This window comes from Vibrio algarum, assembly GCF_028204155.1.
Classification (GTDB): domain Bacteria; phylum Pseudomonadota; class Gammaproteobacteria; order Enterobacterales; family Vibrionaceae; genus Vibrio; species Vibrio algarum.
In genome coordinates this window covers 2,728,415-2,751,139 of the sequence record NZ_JAQLOI010000001.1, presented here as the reverse complement: position 1 = coordinate 2,751,139, position 22,725 = coordinate 2,728,415, and the positions used below count along the sequence as shown (strand labels likewise).

Sequence of the window (22,725 nt, the reverse complement as noted above, 5' to 3'; positions counted from 1 at the left end):
TTTGGGTGTTTTATCTAGATTTTTTTAAAGACAGTGTACATATACTGTAGTGATGGGTAGCCACATAGTTCTGAAATCTCTAAAATAGGTAGGGTTGTGCTTGCTAATAAATTACAGGCTCTTTTCAGTTTCGAGTTATGGATTTCCTGATGGATAGAATGTCCACGTTCTTCTCTAAATCGAGCTTCCATGTTCGAGCGAGAAATACCGACATAACCAAGTACTTGTTCAACCTTAATTCCTTTGCAGGCGTTATGACGAATATAGTGCATCGCTTGAATAACATAAGAGTCTTTCAATGCTTGATAGTCAGTACTTTGTCTTTCATATACTTTTGTTGGCGGGATTAACAGGCGCGGCTTTCTGAGGGCTTGGTTTGGTGGTATCTCGTTGTCTCTGGCTAAAAGTAATTTGTGCAGCATTTTAGCCGAACGATATCCCATTTCTTTACAGCCCTGACCAACAGAGCTAAGGGATACACGGGTTAAGTAACGAGCCAGTTCTTCGTTATCAATTCCTATTACGGAGACCTTGTCTGGGACCATTATATTTAGCTGTTCGCAAACCTGAAGTAAGTGGCGGGCTCTTGAATCGGTTACTGCTATAATGCCTATTGGTGTTGGCAATCTTTGCAACCAGTCGGCCAGGCGGTTCATATCGTATTGCCAAGTTTCTGGAGATGTCTCATTACCGCGATATATTGAACCGCTGTATCCCTCTCGCTCTACTAATTTTTTAAACGATACCTCACGTTCATGTGCCCAGCTCTTCCAAGAGTTAGAGGGGATACCGTAAAAAGCGAAACTTTCTAATCCTTTTTCTCGTAAGTGCTGAAAAGCCAGCTCTACGAGTGCATTATTATCCGTTGCTACATAAGGAATATCCGGGTATTGCGACTCCTCCTCATAGGAACCGCCAACGCCAACTACTGGTATGTCTGTACCTTCAAGCCTTTTCACAACCTCAGGGTTATCAAAATCTGCGATAATTCCGTCGCCTCTCCAAGCTCCAAAATTATCTAGGTGGGTTACAAAATCTTCTTCTAAAAAGATATCCCATTCGCATTGAGAGGCTTGTAAATATTCACCTATCCCCTCAATAACTTGGCGGTCGTATACCTTATTTGCGTTGAAAAGTAGTGTAATTCTAAAGCGCTTATCCATAAGTAGTCTTTACCGTTATTGAAAACGAAGATGAGTGTACCAAGCAAATTCTCATTAGCGTGTGATCTACTACTCACTCGTTAAATCAGGGAATCTAACTAATAAAAAACGTAATTGAGAGAACGATGCATACAGAACATGATGAGTATGGGCAGACAAATATCTGAGTGAAAAAATACGGAATAATCACAAAGGTGGATACGCTGTAACTGGGTGAACATAAATAGAGGCAGACAAATGTATATCGGAATAGATTTAGGTACATCTGGAGTTAAAGTGATTCTCCTTGATGATAATGATGTAATCGTTGCAACACAGACCGAACCACTCACTGTTTCTAGGCCTAAAGAATTGTGGTCAGAACAAAATGCGCAAGATTGGTGGGATGCCACTAATGCAGCGGTACTAAAAATGAAAGAAAAGACGGATCTTTCGAGCGTTAGAGCGATTGGATTGTCAGGTCAAATGCATGGCGCTACTTTACTAGATAAAGATGGTCAGCTGCTAAGACCTGCCATTTTGTGGAACGATGGCCGTTGCTATGAAGAATGTCTGGAGTTAGAGAGGTTAGTACCTAAAAGCCGCGATATTACTGGCAATATAATGATGCCAGGTTTTACTGCTCCTAAGCTAAAATGGGTCAAAAATTACGAGCCTGAGATATTTAATAAGATAGACAAAGTATTGTTACCTAAAGATTATCTCCGTTATAAACTGTCTGGTGATTTTGCATCAGATATGTCGGATTCAGCGGGCACTATGTGGTTGGACGTTGCTAAGCGAGATTGGAACGATGAATTACTTGAAGCAACAGGACTTACTCGGGAGCATATGCCAGCATTATATGAGGGCTGTGAAGTGACCGGTGTGCTTTCAAGCAAATTAGCGAAAGCGTGGGAGATGCCGTGTGTTCCTATTGTAGCAGGTGCTGGGGATAATGCGGCAGGTGCCGTTGGTGTTGGTATTATTGAACCAGGCCAAGCTATGCTGTCATTAGGTACCTCTGGTGTCTATTTTGCGGTTAGTGATGGATTCTTATCTAATCCTGAATCTGCGTTACACAGTTTCTGCCATGCACTTCCCAATAGATGGCACTCTATGTCGGTCATATTAAGTGCAGCTTCCTGTTTAGACTGGGTGACTAAACTCACGGGCCAATCAGATGTTGGAGCGATGCTGGAAGACGTACAAGCGAATGCTGATTTAAATTCGAAGGTTATTTTCTTGCCTTACTTATCTGGTGAACGTACACCTCATAACAATCCAAATGCAAAAGGTGTTTTCTTTGGTATGACTCATTCAACGACTAAATCAGAGCTGGCATTGGCAGTTATGGAAGGCGTTGGATTTGCATTTAAAGATGGTTTAGATGCACTCCATGCTACCGATCTTGTACCAGAAGAGATCTCTCTAATTGGGGGAGGGGCTAGAAGTGCCTATTGGCGTCAAATGCTGGCTGATATCTTTGGTATGAGATTAGTTTATCGTTCTGGTGGCGATGTAGGCCCTGCTCTTGGTGCCGCGCGTTTAGCACATTTAGGGACAGTTAAAAATCCGAATCTTGCTGATATTTGCCCTGTTCCAGACCTAATACAGGTTCACGAACCAGATCCAGCAAAGCACGATCGCTACGCACAAAGGCGTGAAACTTACCAAAAATTGTACGAGCAATTGAAACCCCTTTTTTAATCTATTTATGCAAATGTAGAGATAAAGAGCATACAACCACATGAAATTGAAGGATTTATCATTATGAAACAAAGGCTTTTTTAAAAGAAATGTCTCAAAACATGAAAGTAATCGAAGTATAGTAGTTAAAAATAGAGCATCATGCTCTTGCCTTAAATATTCAAATAAGAACAAAGGTAACTGCGCTTCGGTGCAGATTGGCAAAGCGGACCATTCGTTATCGGGGGGCGATCATTGATGGTAACGCTTTGCTTTTTTTTATCTTCAGAAATAAAAATGCTCAGGTTATCCATGTTATCAGACTAACCCGAGCACTTTGAAATACGATTGATTAAAGGATAGTAATTACATCTTCGGTCGATAACCGAGCTTTCGGTAGACCATGGTTATAATCTTCTGTGTCATTGTGGTAACCCATCGCTAAAGCAACGTCGACTACGTACCCATCGAGCTCTTCTTTGAATAATTCACCGATTAGCTGTGCATCAACACCTTCCATAGGCGTCGAATCGATGCCTAAACGAGCAAGTGTATGCAAAGCATTACCTAATGCAATGTAAGTCTGCGCTTTTGTCCAATACCCATTGTAGCCGGTATCATCGGTATTCATTTCTGTAAATGTAAAACCGCCATTTAACATGTTGTCATACATTTCTGCAGGTAAGTGACCTGACGTTACCTCTACATCTACGACTTTTTTGTATTGTTCTTTCGTAAAACGAGGATTATATGCGAACAAAATGGTATGGGATGCTTGTTTAGCGTGTGGTTGATTGAACTGAAAGTTGTTTGCAAATGAGTCATGGAAACGTTGTTTCGCTTCGTCACTTTCAATAATAATAAATTTCCAAGGCTGCGAGTTAATAGACGAAGCTGATAAGCGAATCGCTTCCTTAATTACATCCATATCTTCAGCTGTAATGCGTTTTTCTTGGTCGTACTTTTTTGCAGTGTAACGGTTGTTTAGGTCAGTAATAATTTGGTGAGTCATGTTATGTTCCTCGTTGAGCGATTCGATGGAAGCATAGTAAGCGCAGTGGTGATAGAAAAATAGTGCTCATATTTCCAATCATTATGGATGTAATAGTCCATAATGATATTGGTATAAATATATTTTGAGAAGAGCACTCCACACGCATTGAATCGCTCATTCAAGATGTGGAGCGGCTTGTCTGTATTCGTTGTAGTTAAGCTGGGATAAGCTCAGGCACCTGAACCTGTATTTCCCCATCTATTGAGCGAATTAAGTAAGTTTTAAGTTGGTGTTCGGGCTGCTCTAAGCATACCCCTGTTTCAAGGTGAAAATGCTGCTTGTATAACGGTGAGGCAACGTAAGGTTGACCGTCGATAGATCCGATAATCCCTCGAGACAAAATAGAGGCTTTGCCTATCGGATCGTAGTTGGATATGGCGTAAAGCGAATTAGTGCGTTTGCAATTAAATATCGCCACATGTTCGTTATTTATCAATGCACAGCTACCAACATTGGGTGCAAGGTCAGACTCTTTACAGATGCTCTTCCAGTTGCTCATACTTTCACTCCTAAAATTCAAGTTTGTTTAAATGTGGTTGGTGTTAATTTACTTCCACGATTTCAATTTTTTGCTCATTGATAGTTTTCGGGAAGCGTTGTTCGCGCATAGATACAAATTGAAGGTTCTCGTCCCGTTCATCACTATTGATAAAGTGACTGAATCGTTTCAATTTCTCGGGAGATTCTAAGGTGGTTTTCCATTCGCATTGGTAATTGGTAATGTTGTGAGCCATCTCTTTTTCAAGTTCGTGACACACACCTAGCTTGTCTTCGATAATCACTTGCTTTAGGTAATCGAGGCCGCCTTCTAGGTTTTCTAACCAAACCGATGTACGTTGCAGACGATCAGCCGTTCGGATGTAGAACATCAGAATTCGATCTACATATTTTGTAAGTGTGCTGTCATCTAGATCTGTCGCGAATAAATCAGCGTGACGTGGGCGCATACCTCCGTTACCACAAACATAGAGGTTCCAACCATTTTCCGTTGCAATAATACCAAAATCTTTCGATTGGGCTTCTGCACATTCTCGAGTGCAACCGGAAACACCAAACTTTATTTTATGCGGTGTGCGTAAGCCTTTGTAACGATTTTCGATATCAATGGCGAAACCAACACTATCTTTAACACCATAGCGACACCATGTGCTGCCTACGCAAGACTTGACAGTTCGAAGAGATTTTCCATACGCGTGACCAGTTTCAAATCCAGCATCGACCAGCTTTTTCCAGATAGTGGGCAGGTCGTTCAGTTGCGCTCCGAACAGGTCAATTCGTTGCCCACCAGTAACTTTTGTATATAAGTCGAACTCCTTGGCCACTTCTCCAATTACTATTAATTTATCCGGCGTTATTTCTCCACCAGCAATACGAGGAACGACAGAATAAGTACCGTCTTTTTGCATGTTTCCAAGGTAAATATCGTTGGTATCTTGAAGCTCTATATGTTCATCTTCTAAAATATAATCATTCCAGAAAGACGCCAGAATAGATCCTGCTGCGGGTTTGCAAACAGCGCAACCAAGACCGCTACCATGTTTTTCTAGTAGGTCATCAAAGGTTTTAATTTTGTTGATTCGAATAATATCGCTGAGTTCTTGCCGAGAGTAGGCAAAGTGCTCACATAGATTGTTATTTACCTCAACACCAAGCTGAATGAGCTCGCTATCTAAAACTTGTTTTGCAAGTGTGGCGCAGCCACCACAACCGGTAGAGGCATTAGTACTTTCTTTTAGCTCTGCCATCGTTGTAGAGCCAGCAGCCACTGCTTGTTTGATGTCGCCTTTTGTTACGTCAAAACAGGAGCAGATAACAGCTGTGTCTGGTAATGCATCTATCCCCATGGATGAAGAATCATCTTCAGCGACATTGGGTAAGATTAGTACTGACGGGTTTGAGGGTAACGGCATGTCGTTCTGCTTCATTTGCAACAACGTACCGAAGGCCTCTGCATCGCCAACCAAAACAGCACCTACGATCTTGGTACCGTCTGCGGAAATGATAAGACGTTTATACACTTGTTCTATTTCATCGTTATAAGTAAACGACTGTGCACCTTCTGTCTTATCGTGTACTTCACCAATACTTGCAACATCGACGCCAAGTAGTTTTAATTTAGTGCTCATATCCGCGCCTAGAAACGGTAATGGCTTTTCATCTTCTGCCAATAAATGTTTTGCTGCGATTTTGGCCATTTGATAACCAGGTGCTACTAGGCCGAATATTTGATTTTCCCATAATGCGCATTCACCAATGGCGTATACGTCGTGAATGTTGGTCTGGCAGTAGTTGTTTATGACGATACCACCGCGCTCACCTATTTCAATATCTGAATCTCTCGCTAATTCGTCTTGTGGTCTAATACCAGCAGAAAATACGATCATGTCGGTTTCAATGTAGCTTCCATCAGCGAAATTCATTCGATAGCGAGCGTTTTCACCAGCCAGAATCTCTGTTGTGGCTTTTTCGGTGTGCACCGTCACTCCCATGTCCTCAATTTTTCTTCGAAGCAGCGTGCCACCGCCTTCATCGAGTTGAACTGCCATTAATCTTGGCGCAAATTCAACTACATGGGTTTCTAAACCGAGATTTTTAATGGCATTTGCCGCTTCAAGGCCAAGTAGCCCTCCACCGATAACGACCCCGACTTTACTCTGTTTACTTGATAATTCGATGGCATCTAGGTCTTCAATCGTGCGATAAACAAAGCAGTGCTCTTGGTCGTTACCAGGAATAGGAGGAACAAACGGATAAGACCCCGTAGCCAGAATTAATTTATCGTACTCTTCAGTGCGACCGCTGGCAGTAATAACTTGCTTCTCGGCAGTGTTCAGTTTGGTTACTTTGTCATTGATAACGTAATTTACGCCATTTTCTTGGTAATAAGTTTCATCCGCTATCGAAAGGTCTTGTGCGGTTTTACCTGTCAGGTATGAAGTTAATTGTACTCGGTCATATGCGAGGCGTGATTCTTCAGAAAAGGTGATGATATCAACATCTTTTCGATCTGATTGAATGAGTGTGTCGATAAATTTGTGGCCAACCATTCCGTTGCCGACTACGATAATTTTCTGCTTGCTCATAATTAAATTCCTGCCTAAAAATTGCTAATATTTACACCGTCATTGTTGTATGGTACTTAGATTATGCGGATAGTTTTAAATTTGATTTTGAGCTATCTGTACCAATAGCTCGCTCTGTTAACTGTTCCAACCATTGCATTTGCTTTGCAACTGAAACCACCTTTCCTATGACTATAAGGGCTGGTGATTGAATGTGATTTTTTTGTTGTATCTCTTCTAGTTCGGCAAGCTCACCGATAAAAACTCGCTGTTGTGGAGTACTTCCATTTTCAATAAAAGCTGAAGGTGTATTACTTGGCATTCCACCTTTAATTAGCTTGTCACTAATCAATTGAGACTTGCTTAATCCCATATAGATAACGATGGTTTGATTAAGTTTTGCTAATGCGGACCAGTCCAAGTCAAGTTGCTTGTCCGCATGTGCTGTAATAAATGTGCACCCTTGTGCTAAACCACGGTGAGTCAGAGGGATTTGAGCATAGGTTGTACAACCTGAAGCTGCAGTAATTCCGGGTATAACGTCGACATGAATGCCTTTTTGAGCCAATAACAACATTTCCTCCCCACCTCGACCAAAAACAAATGAGTCTCCCCCTTTGATTCGGCATACATTTTTACCCTGCTTAGCATGTTTAATCAGAAGTTGATTGATATCGTTTTGAGTTGCGCTGTGGTGACCTTTCGCTTTGCCTACATAATAGGTTTCTGCGTGCGCAGGAAATGTAGCACGTATAGCTTCGCTAACCAGATTATCGAAAATTATTAGTTCTGCTTGCTCTATGGCTTTAGCTGCTTTAATTGTCAGTAAGTCAGGGTCTCCCGGACCGGCTCCAACGAGTGTTACTACGCCAGGGCTCATGTAATGTTTTTCCATACTCGTGCTTCCTACATCTGAATTTTTACATACTTGAAACTTCACGAAGAGGGCTTTGCAATATGAGTGCCTAAATGATAATAAAATGTTAATTATTAATTTTAATTATTAAAAAACAATTAGTTAATCTTGTGTTTTGTTGTTTTTCTTACAGGTAATTATAGATGTGCTTAATCTAATTATGAGAATAATGGCTCGTAATGGTGCAAAAATGAACTTAGTGGTGCAAAACTCATTACTAAGTTGTCGATTATGGCCTGAAAGTGCCTACCACTTTAGGGTTAGATGTAAATTTAACTTACTGTTTTATAGTGTAAAAAATATTGTAATTGTTTTAATCTTACAGTTGGTGCGTATGTTGCTATATAGGTATTAATAGTGAGTGTTATCCGAAAGGTGAGGGTGCTTTTGTGACTGATGGATGGATTAAAACAACATGCGCGTATTGTGGAGTCGGTTGCGGTGTCGAAGCTCGGCCAAAATTGTCTGGAGAACTTGAAATTCGTGGAGACAAAAGTCATCCGGCTAATTTTGGAAAGCTATGTACCAAAGGGATTGCTCTTGGAGATACTGTAATTCATGATGGCCGTTCATTAGAGCCGGTTGATTATAGTATTGAGAACGGTAAGCCACTAGATTGGGACACTGCGACATCTCAGGTCGCACGGAAATTCTCTGAGGCTATCGAAAAGTACGGCTCTGACTCTGTCGCTTTTTATGTCTCAGGTCAGTTGCTTACAGAAGATTATTATGTGGCCAATAAGCTTATAAAGGGGTTTATGGGGACTAGCAACATAGATAGTAACTCACGCCTTTGTATGGCGTCTTCAGTGGTGGGACATAAACGGGCTTTTGGTTCGGATACCGTTCCTGTTTGTTATGACGATCTTGAACAATCGGAATTAATAGTAATAGTTGGATCCAACTTGGCATGGTGTCATCCAGTATTGTTTCAACGATTGAGAACGGCTAAACAGAATAATACAGCAATGAAAATTGTTGTAGTCGATCCACGTAAAACAGACACATGTTCTATTGCTGATGAGCATTTGGCTATTAATTCCGGTTCAGATGTCTCGTTATTTAACGGTTTACTCAATCATCTAAACAATCACGGGTGTTTAGATGAGGTTTTTATTGAATCTCATACCAATGGTTTTGCTCGCACTCTAGAACTGTCTCAATCCGAAGAGGGGATAGATCGGGTGACTGGTTTAACGACTGAGCAATTGACTAATTTTTATCAGCTGTTTGCTGAAACAGAAAAAGTCGTCACTATCTATTCTCAGGGTGTTAATCAATCTAGTTCAGGTTCTGACAAAGTAAACAGTATTATTAACTGTCACCTTGCTACAGGCAAAATAGGTAAGGTAGGTTGTGGTCCTTTCTCAGTGACAGGGCAACCTAACGCTATGGGTGGACGAGAAGTTGGCGCGTTAGCCAATACGCTTGCCGCACATATGGAATTTGAAAATCCAGAGCATATTGCCACAGTCGAAAATTTTTGGAAAACGGACAAATTAGCCACTAAACCGGGTTTAAAAGCCGTCGAAATGTTTGACGCGATGGCTGAAGGGAAAATAAAGGCTGTATGGATAATGGCAACCAATCCTGTGGTTAGTTTACCTAATAGTGAAAAAATTAAAGCGGCACTAAAAACCTGCCCGTATGTGGTGGTTTCTGATTGTATTGAGGATACAGAAACCACGCGCTTTGCCGATTTAGTACTGCCTGCTCAAGGTTGGAGCGAAAAATCTGGAACGGTCACTAATTCAGAGCGTCGAATATCTCGTCAACGCCGTTTATTACCAAGCCCTGGTATGGCGAAACCAGATTGGTGGATAGTAAGCCAAGTTGGACAAAAAATGGGATTCAAAGAGGCATTTAATTATCGCCACGAGGGGGAAGTTTTCCGTGAGTATGCGCAACTAACGATACAAGGAAATAGAGAAGGCCAGCGAGATCTTGATCTTATTGGACTTACTCACTTAGACGATAAAGGTTATAGCCGTCTCGAGCCGCAACAATGGCCAGTAAAAGCACTTCAAACAGAGATTGTTAATCAACGTCTTTTTTCAAACTACCAGTTTTTCACCGACGATAAACGTGCCAGGTTTATTCCGATACAACATGCTTCACCGAAAAGCCATACCAACGATGAGTTTCCATTGTTATTAAACAGCGGCCGAACAAGAGATCATTGGCACACAATGACTCGAACCGGTTTATCCGCTCGGTTAGCAGAACATAGAACAGAACCTTATGTGTTAATCCATCCAGAGACAGCGGCGGAATTTGATGTTGAAAATGGGCAGGTAGCAAAAATTTATAATGCACAGGGAGAGTTTCAAGCTAGAGTTGAAGTTACAAAAAATATGCTACAAAAACAGTTATTTGTACCGATTCATTGGAACAACATTACGGCTAAAAATAGTAAACCGTGTGATCTCATTGCTCCCCATACCGATGACTTTTCAGGCCAGCCTGAATTTAAACATACACCCGTGACGCTAAAGGGTTGTCACTATCATAGTGCTGCGATCTTCGCTTCTGAGTTACCTATGAATCTTAATGATCTAGATTATTGGTGTAGGCAAAAAATCGAGAAAGGATATTTGTATCGTATAGAATCTTCACTTTCTGTTTATGAATTGACCCAAGTCTTAAAACAAAAACTGCATGGTAGCGAAGGAAGGACCTTAAGCGTAGAAACCGGTATCACTGGTTCTCAACACCGTTTTGCCAACGTTATTCAGCAAGGCTTATCACAATTAGTCATTATCCAAACGGGTATTGAGGAATGGCAAATAGAAGAGGCAATATCGGATTTTAATTCTCTATTCGATATCACTGCAGAGTTAGCGTTTTTGGGGCAAAGGAGTGCGTGATACATGATGTACTTACTTTTTCTTAGGGACACACACTTCTCATTGAGGACACACACCAAATACATGTCTTCAAAAGCATCTAAGTTGCGGAGATTCAGAGTGAGTTTTATCTGTATTGAGATGTCATGATATTAAAGTGAGCCCGTTTGAATTTTTTGTGATAAATCACGGGCGAAGCTGGGTTATTGGCCATTGACCGTTTTAGTATTGTGGATAATTGTAGAGAAAATAGTGTGCCGTATTAGTTGAAATCTAGTTGTAAAACGCAAGCCCGTTTTCGTTTTGTCAGGTGATTACGTTTATTAAGCCCCAAAAAGCTGCCAATCATAGTGACGCGCGTTCTTTCGATATTGGTATACGTTTTTAGCCAATTCGCCTGGGTGAGATTAAGTTGTTCGAGTATTGATGGTAGTGAAGAAAGGACCGCCGTTTTGTCTTTTCTAAGTTGTCTTGCGCTCCAGTCGATCAATTCTAGGTAATCGATGAATCTAAACGGGATACCTTTAAGTATTTCTTTATTTGAAATACCGGTGAATGGTAGCAGTCCCGTTGCTTTTTCTTGCAGGTGACTTGGTACTTCTAACCTTGTTTTTATTGACGTATACTCGGATTCTTTCGGTACCGAATTTATGCCTGCTCTAATAGGGTTTAGATCAACGTAAGCCATGGCTGCGAAAAGAGCTTGTTCATCCATTAGAGCTTGACTTTTAAATCGACTTTCCCAAAAATGACCTTTGCAACTATCTTCTTTGTTGGCTCTACAAGCAATGTCGTAATTAAGCTCTTTCATAAACCAACTTAAATTACACAATCTAGCACGCCAACGTCCAATAATACTTTTGCAGATTTTTCTTTCTGTCTTATCGAAGAGTTGGTTTTGTTGCCATTTTAATATTAATTTAGGAAGTTTATGCCCTTTAGACCAACGTTCGACAACTTCATGTAAAGTAAGATTTTTGGCTTGATTTTTATCTACATGCGTAACTATATGGTAGTGATTGCTCATCACTGCATAAGCGCAAATATCAATACAATAGACCGATGTTAGAAAATGTATTTTATTCTCTATCCAACCTCTGCGGTGTTCAAAGCTTTTACCTGATGTGGAATCTTCACCGCAAAGAAAGGAACGGCGTACACAGCGTGAAACACAATGATAATAATGAGTAGATTCGAGGCAAACGAGTTGCTTTCTGGCTGTTGTCATCGCTAACTCCATATATAATAAACGGCTATTGAAGTTAACGTTATGCCAATTTGGTATATTCGTCATATTTTTGATTTATTAGTGGCACTGATAAATCAAAGTATCATCCTTTATTAGTTCTTGTGGTGTATGCCCTAGTTAAAATTCAACCTGATATTTTGTCTAAAGTAGTTGTGCAACTGTCGCAAAATATATCCATAAAATCTTTTACTTCTGGCATGTTTTCAATGAGCTTTTCTATTCGAGGGTCAAGGCCTTCTTTTACATGCAAAAACTCATCATTGTGAAATCGAAGCTCATTCATTGTTTTGATGTAGGCTGAGAGGATATCCGCAGCTTTAACAATAGCTTTGTATTCAGAATCCACATTTTTCTGTATTAGAAGGTCTGAAAATTCATCGCGCAGGTCTTCTGGCAGAGTTTCTAAACACTCTTGTTCTGCAATATCCTCTAGCTTTTTGAAAGCGGCAGTAAATTCTGGGTTATGGTATTTGGTTTTAGAGTTTATGTCCTGAAGCTTAGTCTCTGAAATTTCATGATAGATAGCGACAACAGCCGCTTTTTCAGGGCTTAGATTACCACCATAACGTTTGTTTTTTATCACGACCAATAAGTGTGCAATAACTGATACCTGATGACAGTGCTCCGAAACATTTTCTTCTTGAAAACAATGCATTAAGGCCCATCTTTTAATTAAAGGCATACGAGTGACCCATGCCATGAATGTACTTTGCTGTTGTTTCACTGAGTGATCCTTATTCATTACGAGTTAGGTGTGTGTCCTGTTCTAAAATTTTAGTATCTTGTATCGTAGATTAAAACGAAAAAGGCTCCAATTAAGGAGCCTTTTATCATAGATTTATTTATTGACTATAGGTAGATAAAAATCGTTCAAATCGACCTATCGCTATTTCCAAGTCTTCTACGTGCGGTAGAGTGACTATTCTGAAATGATCTGGTTTTGGCCAGTTAAAGCCAGTGCCTTGTACTAAGAGTACTTTTTCCTGTACCAAGAAATCGAGAACCATCTTTTGGTCATCTTTTATGTTATACATTTTGGTGTCAATTTTAGGAAATAGGTACATCGCCCCTTTTGGTTTCACACAGCTTATTCCTGGTATCTGTGTTATCAGTTCATAAGCCTTGTCTCTTTGCTCGAGTAACCGCCCACCAGGAAGTATCAATTCGTTGATACTCTGATAGCCACCTAACGCTGTCTGGACAGCATGCTGCATAGGCACGTTGGCACATAGACGCATTGAGGCGAGCATATCTAGCCCATCAATATAGCTTTTGGCTAGGTGTTTCGGACCGGTTAAGAACATCCAACCACTTCGGAAGCCGCATACACGATAGGCTTTAGATAGCCCATTGAATGTGACCATTAAAACATCATCGGCTAAGCTCGCCATGGTGGTGTGCGTAGCGCCATCGTATAAGACTTTATCGTAAATCTCATCAGCGAATATGAGTAGATTGTTTTGGCGTGCTATTTCGATCACTTCGAGTAGAAAATCTCGGCTATACACTGCACCCGTTGGATTGTTTGGGTTAATTAAAACAATACCGCGCGTTTTTTTGTTTATTTTCTTTTTGATGTCATCAAGGTCAGGATACCAATCTGATTCTTCATCGCATATATAGTGAACGGGTGTTCCACCTGATAGTGAGACACCAGCCGTCCACAATGGGTAATCTGGTGCGGGCACTAACAATTCGTCACCATTATTTAACAACGCTTGTAGTGCCATAACAATAAGCTCTGAAACACCGTTACCGATATAGACATCTTCAACATCTAAGCTTCGAATGCCGCGGCGTTGATAATGCTGCACAACGGCTTTACGGGCGGAATAGATGCCTTTGGAATCCGCATACCCCTGCGATGTAGGGAGATTACGGATAACATCAACAAGAATTTCATCTGGGGCGTCAAATCCGAACGGGGCGGGATTCCCAATATTGAGCTTTAGGATATTATGGCCTTCCTCTTCCATACGTTTAGCATGTTTGAGTACTGGCCCCCTAATGTCGTAGCAGACATTATCGAGTTTTGCAGACATCCCGATATTATACATTGTTCAATTCCCCTTAAGTCTTGTTATCCTTTATCAAAGTACACCACTTTGCAATTCTATAGTATAAAAATCTGTTAGAAATTAATCAGATGTTACCCCTTTTGGACTATATTCTCCTATGACCCCCTCAAAAGTTAGGATCTAACTTGATTTGGTGCTAGTCAGCAAATAGAGTGCGGTGCATAATATTAAATATTGTTCTTAAACACTTAGAGGTAGATTTGTCTCATTTTAGTCAAGCCATCGATGAATTAATTAATCAGGTAGCCAACGCTAAAGAGCAAGACATCAGAATTGCTCAACCTTTGACCTGCGCGATAGATAGCGCATGTATTGATTGGCTTGAGGTTCAGCCTCATTTCCCTAAGTTTTATTGGCAATCTCGTGATACACGTGAAGAGGTCGTTGCACTAGGAAAAGTGCATACTTTTTCGGAGCCTGCGCCTGCATATACTATTTTAGGTGAAAATCAGCGTATTTGGGGGGAAATCTTTTGACAGTCTTCCTGAAAACGATGGCAGAGGTCTTTCAGCTTATTTTTTCCTTCCGCAAATCGAACTAGTTAGGTTTGATAACAGTTGGTCACTTTGTGTCAATTTAGGCGATGATAAAGACGCGATTATTTTAGCGTTAAGAAACCTTACTGTTGATGCTGCACCGCTTTTACCGGTGTCTTCACATATACAATCTATCGTTCATGTCCCTAACGAAGAACAGTGGCGTCATCAAATCGAAGATGTATTAGAAAAAATAGATAAAAATGAATTTAAAAAAGTCGTTTTAGCGAGAAAGAGCCTGATTAAGCTCGATCGATTTATTTCTGCCACCCAGCTACTCAAATCAAGCTGGATTCAGAACAAACATAGTTTTCATTTCTTATTTGCATTAGATGCGAAACAGGCTTTTATCGGCTCTACACCAGAAAGGTTATATAGTCGGAATGGTTTGGAATTAGAAACCGAGGCGTTAGCCGGGACAATTGGTCGTGGTGAGAACGCTCAGCAAGATTTGGAAATGGCGAATTGGCTTGCACAAGACAGAAAAAATCTTACAGAAAACCAATATGTTGTTGACGATATCGTTGATAGGTTAACACCGCATTCAAATGAGATAACCTCTCAGAGTGATGCTAGGCTGATTCGTCTTCGTAAAGTTCAACATTTAAAGCGAGAAATTCATGCTCGATTGAAGAAAGGGATAAACGGTGTTCAGTTGTTATCTGCTTTGCAGCCAACAGCGGCTGTTGCAGGTTTGCCAAGAGAAGAGGCTATTAATTATATTCAGCAAAATGAGCAATTTTCCCGTGGCTGGTACAGCGGTTCTATGGGCTATATAAGTCATCAAAAAGCAGAATTTTGTGTGGCTATACGAAGCGCCTTAGTGAGTGGTAACGAGTTACAACTGTTTGCTGGAGCTGGTATTGTCAAAGGTTCTCAAGCCGATGTAGAATGGATAGAGCTTGACAGGAAAACAGCTACCTTACTCAGTTTACTAGAAGAGAATAGCCCCTTGGGAGTCGCTTTATGAGTCAACAGGCCGAGAGCCGACAAACCGATCAAGCGGTATTGAATCGTATTTGGTCTCAAATCGTACTGGAAGAGTTGGTTAGGCTTGGTGTTCAACATGTTTGTATTGCTCCGGGGTCTCGTTCTACGCCACTTACACTAGAAGCTGACAGTCATTCTGGATTAACCTTGCACACTCATTTTGACGAGCGAGGTCTAGGTTTTCTTGCGTTAGGTATGGCGAAAGCAAGTTTGTCACCTGTTGCTATAATTGTAACTTCGGGAACGGCTGTGGCTAACTTACTGCCCGCTATCGCGGAAGCTAAGCTTACGGGCGAAAAATTGGTTGTATTAACCGCAGATCGTCCGCCCGAGCTGATTGATTGTGGGGCAAACCAAGCGATAGATCAGATAGGTATATATTCGCAACACGTTAACGGGGTTCTAAATCTTCCCACTCCCAGTGAAAGTGTTCCTATAACTTGGTTGCTCTGTTCGGTTGATAAAATAATGTATCAGCAGAGGAAATCTGAAGGCCCCATTCACATTAACTGCCCGTTTCCAGAACCACTTTATTCTGATGCCGATAAGTCTATTTATAACGATTATTTGTTAAGTGTGAATGCGTGGCAAACCAGCCGTACTCCTTATACTAGACATATCCGTAGGCACAGCAGCGGTATCAACGATACAATTGCGTTGCAGTCATATAAAGGTTTAATCATTATTGGTAGTGTTGATGTAGCTGATGCTGAAAAAGCAAAAGAACTCGCAGATGCAATGGGATGGCCAGTGTTGTGCGATCCTCAATCTGGTGTATCAAGCGAGTGGCAGTATTATGATCTTTGGTTAAGAACGGAAAGTGGCAAAACTATGCTTGAGCCATGTAATTTGGTTTTGCAGTTTGGCTCCAGAATAGTGTCGAAAACGCTCAATAGCTTTATTAAGCAGCAGTGTATGCAGTTTGAAGCAGAGTATTACTTGATCTGCAACGAAGAAAAACAATTAAATCCGGATCACCTCGCCCAAACTCATATCCATTCTAAAATTGGTGCGTGGATTAATGATCATTTAATGCTTAGATCGCAGCTAACCAGTAAGCATCAATCGTGGGCTGAAGAACTAAAAAAACACGCGTTACAAGTAAAAAAATGTGCCTTAGAAAATGATGCCTTTACTGAACTAAACCTTGCATTGTTGATACCCGAAATAGTGGGTAGAAATGATCTTTTTATCGGTAATAGCTTAATTGTCCGACTCTTAGATATGGTAACGGCTCTACGAGGAAATCGAACCTACACCAACCGAGGCGCGTCAGGCATTGATGGTTTGGTGGCGACTGCTGCTGGAGTGCAGCGGATAAATAAAGAAGCGCTAGTGGTTCTATTAGGTGACACCTCGTTGCTTTATGATCTCAACTCACTTTCATTATTCACCCATACCAAAACACCCTGTGTGATTTTAGTGACTAATAATGATGGTGGTGCGATTTTTGATCTATTACCTGTACCGCAAGATAAAAAAGCAGTTTTGTACCAAATGCCTCATGGTTTTGAGTTTAAATATGCTGCAAAGCAGTTTGGCCTTATATACCTTAAGCCAGACACTATGGATGAGCTTGTAGGCGTTGCAGTAGAGCATCTCGATTCTGGTAGAGGTGCGTTACTGATAGAGATGCGTACACTCGCAGGTGAAGCGTCTAATGACATTAAAAAGTTAGTAAAAGATGTCCATGCTTCATGTTAATCGATGTCATGAAGTAAGCCCAAATAATGACCAACCTACGTTGGTCTTTTTACATGGTTTATTAGGCAGTGGAGAGGATTGGAAAGAGGTTATAGAAAACCTAAGCCAGTACCCATGCTTAACGGTTGATCTTCCATGTCATGGTCAAAGTAGTCTTCAAAACCCAGTCAGTTTTTCTCATACTTGTCAGTTAATAAATACATCCATTTTAGCTCATGTTGGCACTGAAAAGCCGGTAGTTATTGTAGGTTACTCTTTAGGTGCCAGATTAATAATGTTTGGCGCAACTCATCGAATATTTGCTGGGCTTAATATTGTTGGATATTTTGTTGAGGGTGGAAATTATGGCCTCAGGGATAGTAAAGAGCGACAACAACGATTAATAAATGATACCCACTGGGCAGACAGGTTTACGCGAGAGCCAATTGAACAAGTTTTAAGCGATTGGTATCAGCAAGCGGTGTTCAGCTCTCTAAATAGTAAGCAAAGAGATGAACTGATCACAAGAAGAGCGCACAATAAAGGAAGCGCTATCGCTGAAATGTTAGTCACAACCTCACTAGCAAATCAACCCTACCTGTTAGATAAGTTGGTAAATAGCAACATGCCTATTCACTACATATGTGGTGAAAAGGATAGAAAATTTTTAGATCTAGCTAGACAAAGTAAGCTATCTTTTACTTCTATAGAAGGTGCAGGGCACAATGCTCATAAAGAGCAACCTGTAAAATTTGCACAGTTAATATGCAACAAAATTAAACAGTTAGAGCAAATGCTTTAGCAAGATAAAACGACATAAATTGGATCAAAACATGGCAAGAACAGTTGGAATGACAGAAGAAGAACTTTACGCCCCTGTAGCTTGGGCAGATTGTAGCGCTGAATATGAGGATATTCACTATCACAAGTCTGCAGACGGTATCGCTAAGATCACGATAGCACGTCCTCAAGTTCGCAATGCTTTTCGACCTCAAACCGTTAATGAAATGATGAAGGCACTAGCGGATGCTCGCTATGACGAACAGGTCGGTGTCATTATTCTTACCGGTTTAGGTGAGGATGCATTTTGTTCCGGTGGCGATCAAAAAATTCGTGGCGATTATGGTGGTTATAGAGATGAACAAGGCACTCATCATCTCAATGTTCTTGATTTTCAACGCCAAATCCGCACATGTCCTAAGCCCGTTATAGCGGCTGTTGCTGGTTATGCTGTTGGTGGTGGCCATGTATTACATATGATGTGTGATTTAACCATCGCAGCAGAGAATGCTCAGTTTGGTCAAACAGGGCCTAAAGTTGGTTCGTTTGATGGTGGTTGGGGTGCTTCTTATATGGCTCGTATTGTCGGTCAGAAAAAAGCCCGTGAAATTTGGTTTCTGTGTCGTTTTTACGATGCAAAAGAAGCCGTTGATATGGGCTTAGTTAATACGGTTGTGCCCGTTTCAGAACTTGAAAAAGAAACCGTGCGCTGGTGTAGAGAAGTTCTACAGCATAGCCCTATGGCTCTGCGTTGTTTGAAAGCTGCGTTAAATGCAGATTGTGATGGTCAAGCTGGGCTTCAGGAGTTAGCAGGTAATGCCACTATGATGTTTTACATGACAGAAGAAGGGCAAGAAGGGCGTAATTCGTTTAATGAAAAACGTCGTCCAGACTTTTCTAAATTTCCAAGAAATCCATAGACTCTTATTTAGTATAAATTTTACGTTGCTTAGTGTTCCATTTTGGTCATTAAGCAACATGTAAAGCAGTCTGCTTGTTTGTATTTTGAGCAAGCTACTCGTTCTAAAATTATTTTCTACATCATCATACTGAGGCCTTCATGCGTCAAGCGAAACTAATTAAATACCAACTTCCAATGGATAGCGGAGTTATTCTTCGAGATAGTAAGCTAACAGAAAGAGTCGGGTGGATAGTCGAGCTCACGGAACAAGGTAAAAAGGCTCGAGGTGAAATAGCGCCTTTGGTTGGTTTTAGTAAGGAAACCACAGAAGAGGCTGGTATACAGGCGCAGGCTCAGTTAGAACTTTGGGTAAAAGGTGATGCGTTTAATTACGATGAACTTTATCCATCTGTTGCGAGTGGTTTATCTTTTGCAGAGTTTGAGCTTTCCGGTGAATTACCTTTAGAAGGTAATTATGACAGCGCACCACTCTGTACCGGTGATCCTGATACAATGTTGCCGATTTTAGATGCCCTACCTATAGAAAGAAAAGTGACTAAAATTAAAGTAGGACTTTACGAGCCTATACGCGATGGGATGCTGGTAAACCTTTTCTTAGAATCTATCCCTGATCTCCGGCTTCGCCTTGATGCCAACCGTTCGTGGACGTTAGAAAAAGCTAAAAAGTTCGCTTCTTATGTTAACCCTTCTTACCGTCAACGAATAGAGTTTGTGGAAGAACCATGCAAAGAGCCAGGGCAAAGCTTTACCTTCGCTATTGATACTGGTATCGCTATCGCATGGGACGAAACGCTGCAAAGTGCAGTATCAACGCCTGATTTTGAGTTAGGGCAGCTAACTGGAGCCAAAGTAATCATTATAAAGCCGACGTTAATTGGCTCTCTTTATCGTTGCTTATCCCTTATCGAGAATGCTAAACGTCTAGGAATAACCCCAGTGATCAGTTCGAGTATAGAATCTAGTTTGGGTCTCAACCAACTTGCGCGCCTTGCACGGTGGCAGACTCCAGCCTCCGTTCCGGGCTTAGATACGATTAAGCTATTTGCAGCTCAACTTGAAGTTAAATGGCCTCAGTGCGATCTTCCGGTTATTTCGCTGGATGAACAATCCGTAGTTTGGTTGAGTGAAACTCAACAATAGATTTCTAGTAAGTAGTCTTAAATAATGAGTCAATCTGACAATAGCGTTCAATATTGGTTGTTGAAGTGGTCTGAAATAAGTCCAGATAAATGCGCATTGGTTTCGGACAATAGTCGTTACTCATGGGCGCAGTTAACATCACTGGTAAATAATGCATCAGCGACCTTACGCGACCAAAATATTGTCCAAGGCGATGCTGTTGCTCTTGTTTCTAAGAATAGTTTTGAGCTGTTACTTACCTATTTAGCTTGTGTCAATCTTGGGGCTGTTCCTGCATTGATTACCCCAAGCACCGAAAACGTAATTGTTCCAAAATTGGATACTTTAGATTGTAAAAGTGTTTGGTTTGGCAGTGATGCGCTCGGACATGCCAATAGAATGTGCTTAGGTAAAGACTACTCGTTGTTAAAACTAACAGCAAAGGATATTGCAAAACCTTACCCTACAATAACTCATGGAGTTCACTCAGAAAATCTTGTTAGTATTGTATTTACGTCTGGTTCTACGGGCCCTCCAAAAGCGGTAGCGCACACACATAAACAACATGAAGCGTCTGCTCAAGGTCTATTGGCTCGTTTTCACTTTGGACCTAATGATACGTGGTTACTTAGCTTGCCTATGTTTCATGTATCAGGACTAGCAATTGTTTGGAGGTGGCTAACTGTAGGAGCCCAATTAAAAATTGGCTCAGGAAAGAATCTATTTACCGATCTTCTAGGTGTTACGCATGCTTCCCTTGTACCTACTCAACTGAAGCGAATACTGAGTTATGGAGAAAAACTGACTCTTACTCGTGTACTACTAGGAGGAAGCCATATACCGTTGCCATTAGTACTAGAGGCGAACCAACGAGGTATAGATACTTGGTTAGGTTACGGTATGACAGAGGCAGCTTCTACAGTGTTGGCTAAACAAGTTAATGGTAAAGAAGGTGTCGGTTTTTTATTACCCAATCGGAAACTTAAAGTAGAAGAGCAGCGTATCTATATTGGTGGTGATACATTGGCCTCTGGCTATTATTATCAGGGGAAACTGAAGCCAATTGTAGAAAATGGTTGGTTTGATAGTAAAGATCTCGGTGTTTTGCAAGATGATGAACTACGGATTCTAGGTCGAGCGGATAATCTCTTTATATCTGGTGGTGAAAACATTCATTGTGAAGAGATTGAAGCTGTTTTAACACAACACGAAAATATTTTGAATGCCGTTATAATCCCTGTTCAAGATGATGAATACGGAGCAAGGCCAATTGCCATCATACAGAGTGAACATGCCTTAGATAAAGAAGAGTTCGAGCAGTTCTTACTCCAACGATTAGATAAGTTTAAGTGGCCTGATGAATACTTTGAAATGCCAAAAGTGGTATCGCAAGACCCATCTATAAAGTTGTCTCGGATAAAAGTTAAAGAATGGTTTATATCTTCACGCGTTAGCAAGAAAAAGGTAATTTAATTGAGTAATTAGTTATTTCTTAGTCCAAAACTGAATTTATTTTTCTTATAAGAAAGCCTAATAATATGCCTATTAGTTATTACAGAGCTTTCATTATGAAGATTGTATTGATTTCCTCAGCGGTATTATTAATCGTTACTGCGTTGTCTACCCAAGGCGTGATTAAGTCATTAGCAGAGTTAGGTGCATTTCTAATTATTGTATTTTATCTATTTTCACGCCAGCGTCAGCCAAGTAAGTGATAAGCTTGAAACCATTACCCATAAGAAAACACCAAATAGTAGCGGTTTTGCCCCAGCGGCTTTGATTTTATCCAACGAAATACTAGAGCCAATTAGAAACAAACACACAACCAACGCCTGTTTCGCTATCGTAAATATCCCATTATATGCAGCCTCAAACTGAGGTAAGTAATCACTTACTAAAATCGCAGCACAATAAAACAAGATGAAAAACGGTATCGTTATTTTGTTGGTGTTGTTTCTAAACAATAACGCGCTAATAAATGCAACAGGAACTATCCAAAGTGCACGAGCAAGCTTAAGGGTCGTTGCTGTTTTTAATGCTTCTTCGCCATAGGCGGAGGCAGCGCCAACAACTGAAGATGTATCATGGATAGCAATAGCCGCCCAAGTACCAAATGTGTGCTGATCTAAATTAAGAGCATGGCCTATCAAAGGGAATATAAAGAGTGCAATAGAGTTAAGAACAAATACAACGGCTAGAGCTAGGCCGGTTTGTTCATCATTGGCTTTTATCGCAGGGGAAACGGCAGCAATTGCACTACCACCGCAGATAGAGGTACCAGCAGAAATTAAATAAGCCCCTTCTCTATTTAAGCCTATTTTTTTTGCTACTAAAGTGCCAATGGTGAGTGTGCTAAAAATGGAGACAATTATAAGACCAATACCTTCTCCTGTAACAGCAAGCGCCTCTTGAAAATGAATACCAAAACCTAACCCAACAATAGAGTAGGCCAGTAATTTTTTGGTCATCTTACTAATAGGTAGTTCTTGAGGGACAAAGCCTAAACTCGATAAGATAAAGCCCATAACTAATGCTGTAGGTGAAGATACCCAAGGAGTTAAGCAAGCCGCTCCAACGATGAAAAAAAGTATGTGTTTACTATTCATTTCTGCTGCCGTTTTACATAAAAGTCGCGTACATCATAGCGTCACTTTTATGT

The 22,725-nt window shown here is 40.8% G+C and carries 17 protein-coding genes and 1 pseudogene; 9 read left to right on the top strand and 9 right to left on the bottom strand.

All coding sequences use genetic code 11. The features are described from left to right. Positions 1-14: 14 nt before the first annotated feature. Positions 15-1,163, bottom strand: coding sequence for a XylR family transcriptional regulator (locus PGX00_RS12775; RefSeq protein ID WP_272136999.1), 1,149 nt, complete (start codon positions 1,161-1,163; stop codon positions 15-17). 237 nt (positions 1,164-1,400) lie between these two features. Here PGX00_RS12775 and xylB point away from each other — a divergent pair, with 237 nt between their 5' ends. Further along, on the top strand, positions 1,401-2,852 hold the full coding sequence (xylB, locus tag PGX00_RS12770) for a xylulokinase (protein ID WP_272136997.1): 1,452 nt from the start codon (positions 1,401-1,403) through the stop codon (positions 2,850-2,852). A 331-nt stretch (positions 2,853-3,183) separates the two neighbouring features. Here the strand turns inward: xylB and PGX00_RS12765 are convergent, their stop codons facing one another. The 4 genes from PGX00_RS12765 to cobA all read right to left on the bottom strand — a co-directional run bounded on the left by PGX00_RS12765 (position 3,184) and on the right by cobA (position 7,842). After that, positions 3,184-3,843: a nitroreductase family protein gene (locus PGX00_RS12765; RefSeq protein WP_272136994.1), complete on the bottom strand. Its 660-nt coding sequence runs from the start codon at positions 3,841-3,843 to the stop codon at positions 3,184-3,186. 196 nt (positions 3,844-4,039) lie between these two features. Continuing rightward, complete coding sequence (nirD, locus tag PGX00_RS12760) at positions 4,040-4,384, bottom strand: nitrite reductase small subunit NirD (protein ID WP_272136992.1); 345 nt, start codon at positions 4,382-4,384, stop codon at positions 4,040-4,042. 43 nt (positions 4,385-4,427) lie between these two features. After that, positions 4,428-6,968 (bottom strand): nitrite reductase large subunit NirB, encoded by a 2,541-nt coding sequence (nirB, locus tag PGX00_RS12755; protein ID WP_272136990.1) that lies wholly within the window; start codon positions 6,966-6,968, stop codon positions 4,428-4,430. Positions 6,969-7,029: 61 nt separating this feature from the next. Beyond that, positions 7,030-7,842: a uroporphyrinogen-III C-methyltransferase gene (gene cobA, locus PGX00_RS12750; RefSeq protein WP_272136988.1), complete on the bottom strand. Its 813-nt coding sequence runs from the start codon at positions 7,840-7,842 to the stop codon at positions 7,030-7,032. 410 nt (positions 7,843-8,252) lie between these two features. On the opposite strand from cobA, the gene PGX00_RS12745 reads away from it, so the two are divergent. Further along, entirely contained in the window at positions 8,253-10,730 is a 2,478-nt protein-coding gene (locus PGX00_RS12745; protein WP_272136986.1) for a molybdopterin oxidoreductase family protein, read from the top strand. A 241-nt stretch (positions 10,731-10,971) separates the two neighbouring features. Here PGX00_RS12745 and PGX00_RS12740 read toward each other — a convergent pair whose 3' ends face one another. The 3 genes from PGX00_RS12740 to PGX00_RS12730 form a co-directional block, all read right to left on the bottom strand. After that, positions 10,972-11,937: a transposase gene (locus tag PGX00_RS12740; protein ID WP_272136984.1), complete on the bottom strand. Its 966-nt coding sequence runs from the start codon at positions 11,935-11,937 to the stop codon at positions 10,972-10,974. A gap of 145 nt (positions 11,938-12,082) precedes the next feature. Beyond that, on the bottom strand, positions 12,083-12,682 hold the full coding sequence (yfbR, locus tag PGX00_RS12735) for a 5'-deoxynucleotidase (protein WP_272136981.1): 600 nt from the start codon (positions 12,680-12,682) through the stop codon (positions 12,083-12,085). Between the two features lie 118 nt (positions 12,683-12,800). Next, positions 12,801-14,015, bottom strand: coding sequence for a pyridoxal phosphate-dependent aminotransferase (locus PGX00_RS12730; protein WP_272136978.1), 1,215 nt, complete (start codon positions 14,013-14,015; stop codon positions 12,801-12,803). Positions 14,016-14,236: 221 nt separating this feature from the next. Here PGX00_RS12730 and PGX00_RS12725 point away from each other — a divergent pair. The 7 genes and pseudogenes from PGX00_RS12725 (at position 14,237) to PGX00_RS12695 (ending at position 21,781) form a co-directional block, all read left to right on the top strand. Further along, positions 14,237-15,542, top strand: a pseudogene (locus tag PGX00_RS12725) (isochorismate synthase). Beyond that, on the top strand, positions 15,539-17,266 hold the full coding sequence (gene menD / locus PGX00_RS12720; protein ID WP_272136976.1) for a 2-succinyl-5-enolpyruvyl-6-hydroxy-3-cyclohexene-1-carboxylic-acid synthase: 1,728 nt from the start codon (positions 15,539-15,541) through the stop codon (positions 17,264-17,266). The pseudogene PGX00_RS12725 and the gene menD overlap by 4 nt, the downstream one beginning before the upstream one ends. Continuing rightward, entirely contained in the window at positions 17,253-18,047 is a 795-nt protein-coding gene (gene menH, locus PGX00_RS12715) for a 2-succinyl-6-hydroxy-2,4-cyclohexadiene-1-carboxylate synthase (RefSeq protein WP_272136974.1), read from the top strand. The genes menD and menH overlap by 14 nt, the downstream gene beginning before the upstream one ends. A 31-nt stretch (positions 18,048-18,078) precedes the next feature. Beyond that, entirely contained in the window at positions 18,079-18,945 is an 867-nt protein-coding gene (menB, locus tag PGX00_RS12710) for a 1,4-dihydroxy-2-naphthoyl-CoA synthase (protein WP_272136972.1), read from the top strand. A 140-nt stretch (positions 18,946-19,085) separates the two neighbouring features. After that, positions 19,086-20,087, top strand: coding sequence for an o-succinylbenzoate synthase (gene menC / locus PGX00_RS12705; protein WP_272136970.1), 1,002 nt, complete (start codon positions 19,086-19,088; stop codon positions 20,085-20,087). 24 nt (positions 20,088-20,111) lie between these two features. Continuing rightward, positions 20,112-21,539, top strand: a complete 1,428-nt coding sequence (gene menE, locus PGX00_RS12700) for an o-succinylbenzoate--CoA ligase (protein ID WP_272136968.1) — start codon at positions 20,112-20,114, stop codon at positions 21,537-21,539. Positions 21,540-21,634: 95 nt separating this feature from the next. Further along, the gene (locus PGX00_RS12695; protein ID WP_272136966.1) at positions 21,635-21,781 is read left to right on the top strand and encodes a hypothetical protein; all 147 of its coding nucleotides are present in this window, start codon (positions 21,635-21,637) and stop codon (positions 21,779-21,781) included. Here PGX00_RS12695 and PGX00_RS12690 read toward each other — a convergent pair. After that, complete coding sequence (locus PGX00_RS12690; protein ID WP_272136964.1) at positions 21,755-22,672, bottom strand: YeiH family protein; 918 nt, start codon at positions 22,670-22,672, stop codon at positions 21,755-21,757. The genes PGX00_RS12695 and PGX00_RS12690 overlap by 27 nt on opposite strands. Positions 22,673-22,725: the final 53 nt, after the last annotated feature.

What these genes read in the sequence shown, in the direction of transcription:
- PGX00_RS12775 (WP_272136999.1), bottom strand. Translation starts at nt 1,163, where the DNA reads ATGGATAAGCGCTTTAGAATTACACTACTTTTCAACGCAAATAAGGTA.
- xylB (WP_272136997.1), top strand. Translation starts at nt 1,401, where the DNA reads ATGTATATCGGAATAGATTTAGGTACATCTGGAGTTAAAGTGATTCTC.
- PGX00_RS12765 (WP_272136994.1), bottom strand. Translation starts at nt 3,843, where the DNA reads ATGACTCACCAAATTATTACTGACCTAAACAACCGTTACACTGCAAAA.
- nirD (WP_272136992.1), bottom strand. Translation starts at nt 4,384, where the DNA reads ATGAGCAACTGGAAGAGCATCTGTAAAGAGTCTGACCTTGCACCCAAT.
- nirB (WP_272136990.1), bottom strand. Translation starts at nt 6,968, where the DNA reads ATGAGCAAGCAGAAAATTATCGTAGTCGGCAACGGAATGGTTGGCCAC.
- cobA (WP_272136988.1), bottom strand. Translation starts at nt 7,842, where the DNA reads ATGGAAAAACATTACATGAGCCCTGGCGTAGTAACACTCGTTGGAGCC.
- PGX00_RS12740 (WP_272136984.1), bottom strand. Translation starts at nt 11,937, where the DNA reads ATGACAACAGCCAGAAAGCAACTCGTTTGCCTCGAATCTACTCATTAT.
- PGX00_RS12730 (WP_272136978.1), bottom strand. Translation starts at nt 14,015, where the DNA reads ATGTATAATATCGGGATGTCTGCAAAACTCGATAATGTCTGCTACGAC.
- menD (WP_272136976.1), top strand. Translation starts at nt 15,539, where the DNA reads ATGAGTCAACAGGCCGAGAGCCGACAAACCGATCAAGCGGTATTGAAT.
- menH (WP_272136974.1), top strand. Translation starts at nt 17,253, where the DNA reads ATGCTTCATGTTAATCGATGTCATGAAGTAAGCCCAAATAATGACCAA.
- menB (WP_272136972.1), top strand. Translation starts at nt 18,079, where the DNA reads ATGGCAAGAACAGTTGGAATGACAGAAGAAGAACTTTACGCCCCTGTA.
- menC (WP_272136970.1), top strand. Translation starts at nt 19,086, where the DNA reads ATGCGTCAAGCGAAACTAATTAAATACCAACTTCCAATGGATAGCGGA.
- menE (WP_272136968.1), top strand. Translation starts at nt 20,112, where the DNA reads ATGAGTCAATCTGACAATAGCGTTCAATATTGGTTGTTGAAGTGGTCT.
- PGX00_RS12695 (WP_272136966.1), top strand. Translation starts at nt 21,635, where the DNA reads ATGAAGATTGTATTGATTTCCTCAGCGGTATTATTAATCGTTACTGCG.
- PGX00_RS12690 (WP_272136964.1), bottom strand. Translation starts at nt 22,672, where the DNA reads ATGAATAGTAAACACATACTTTTTTTCATCGTTGGAGCGGCTTGCTTA.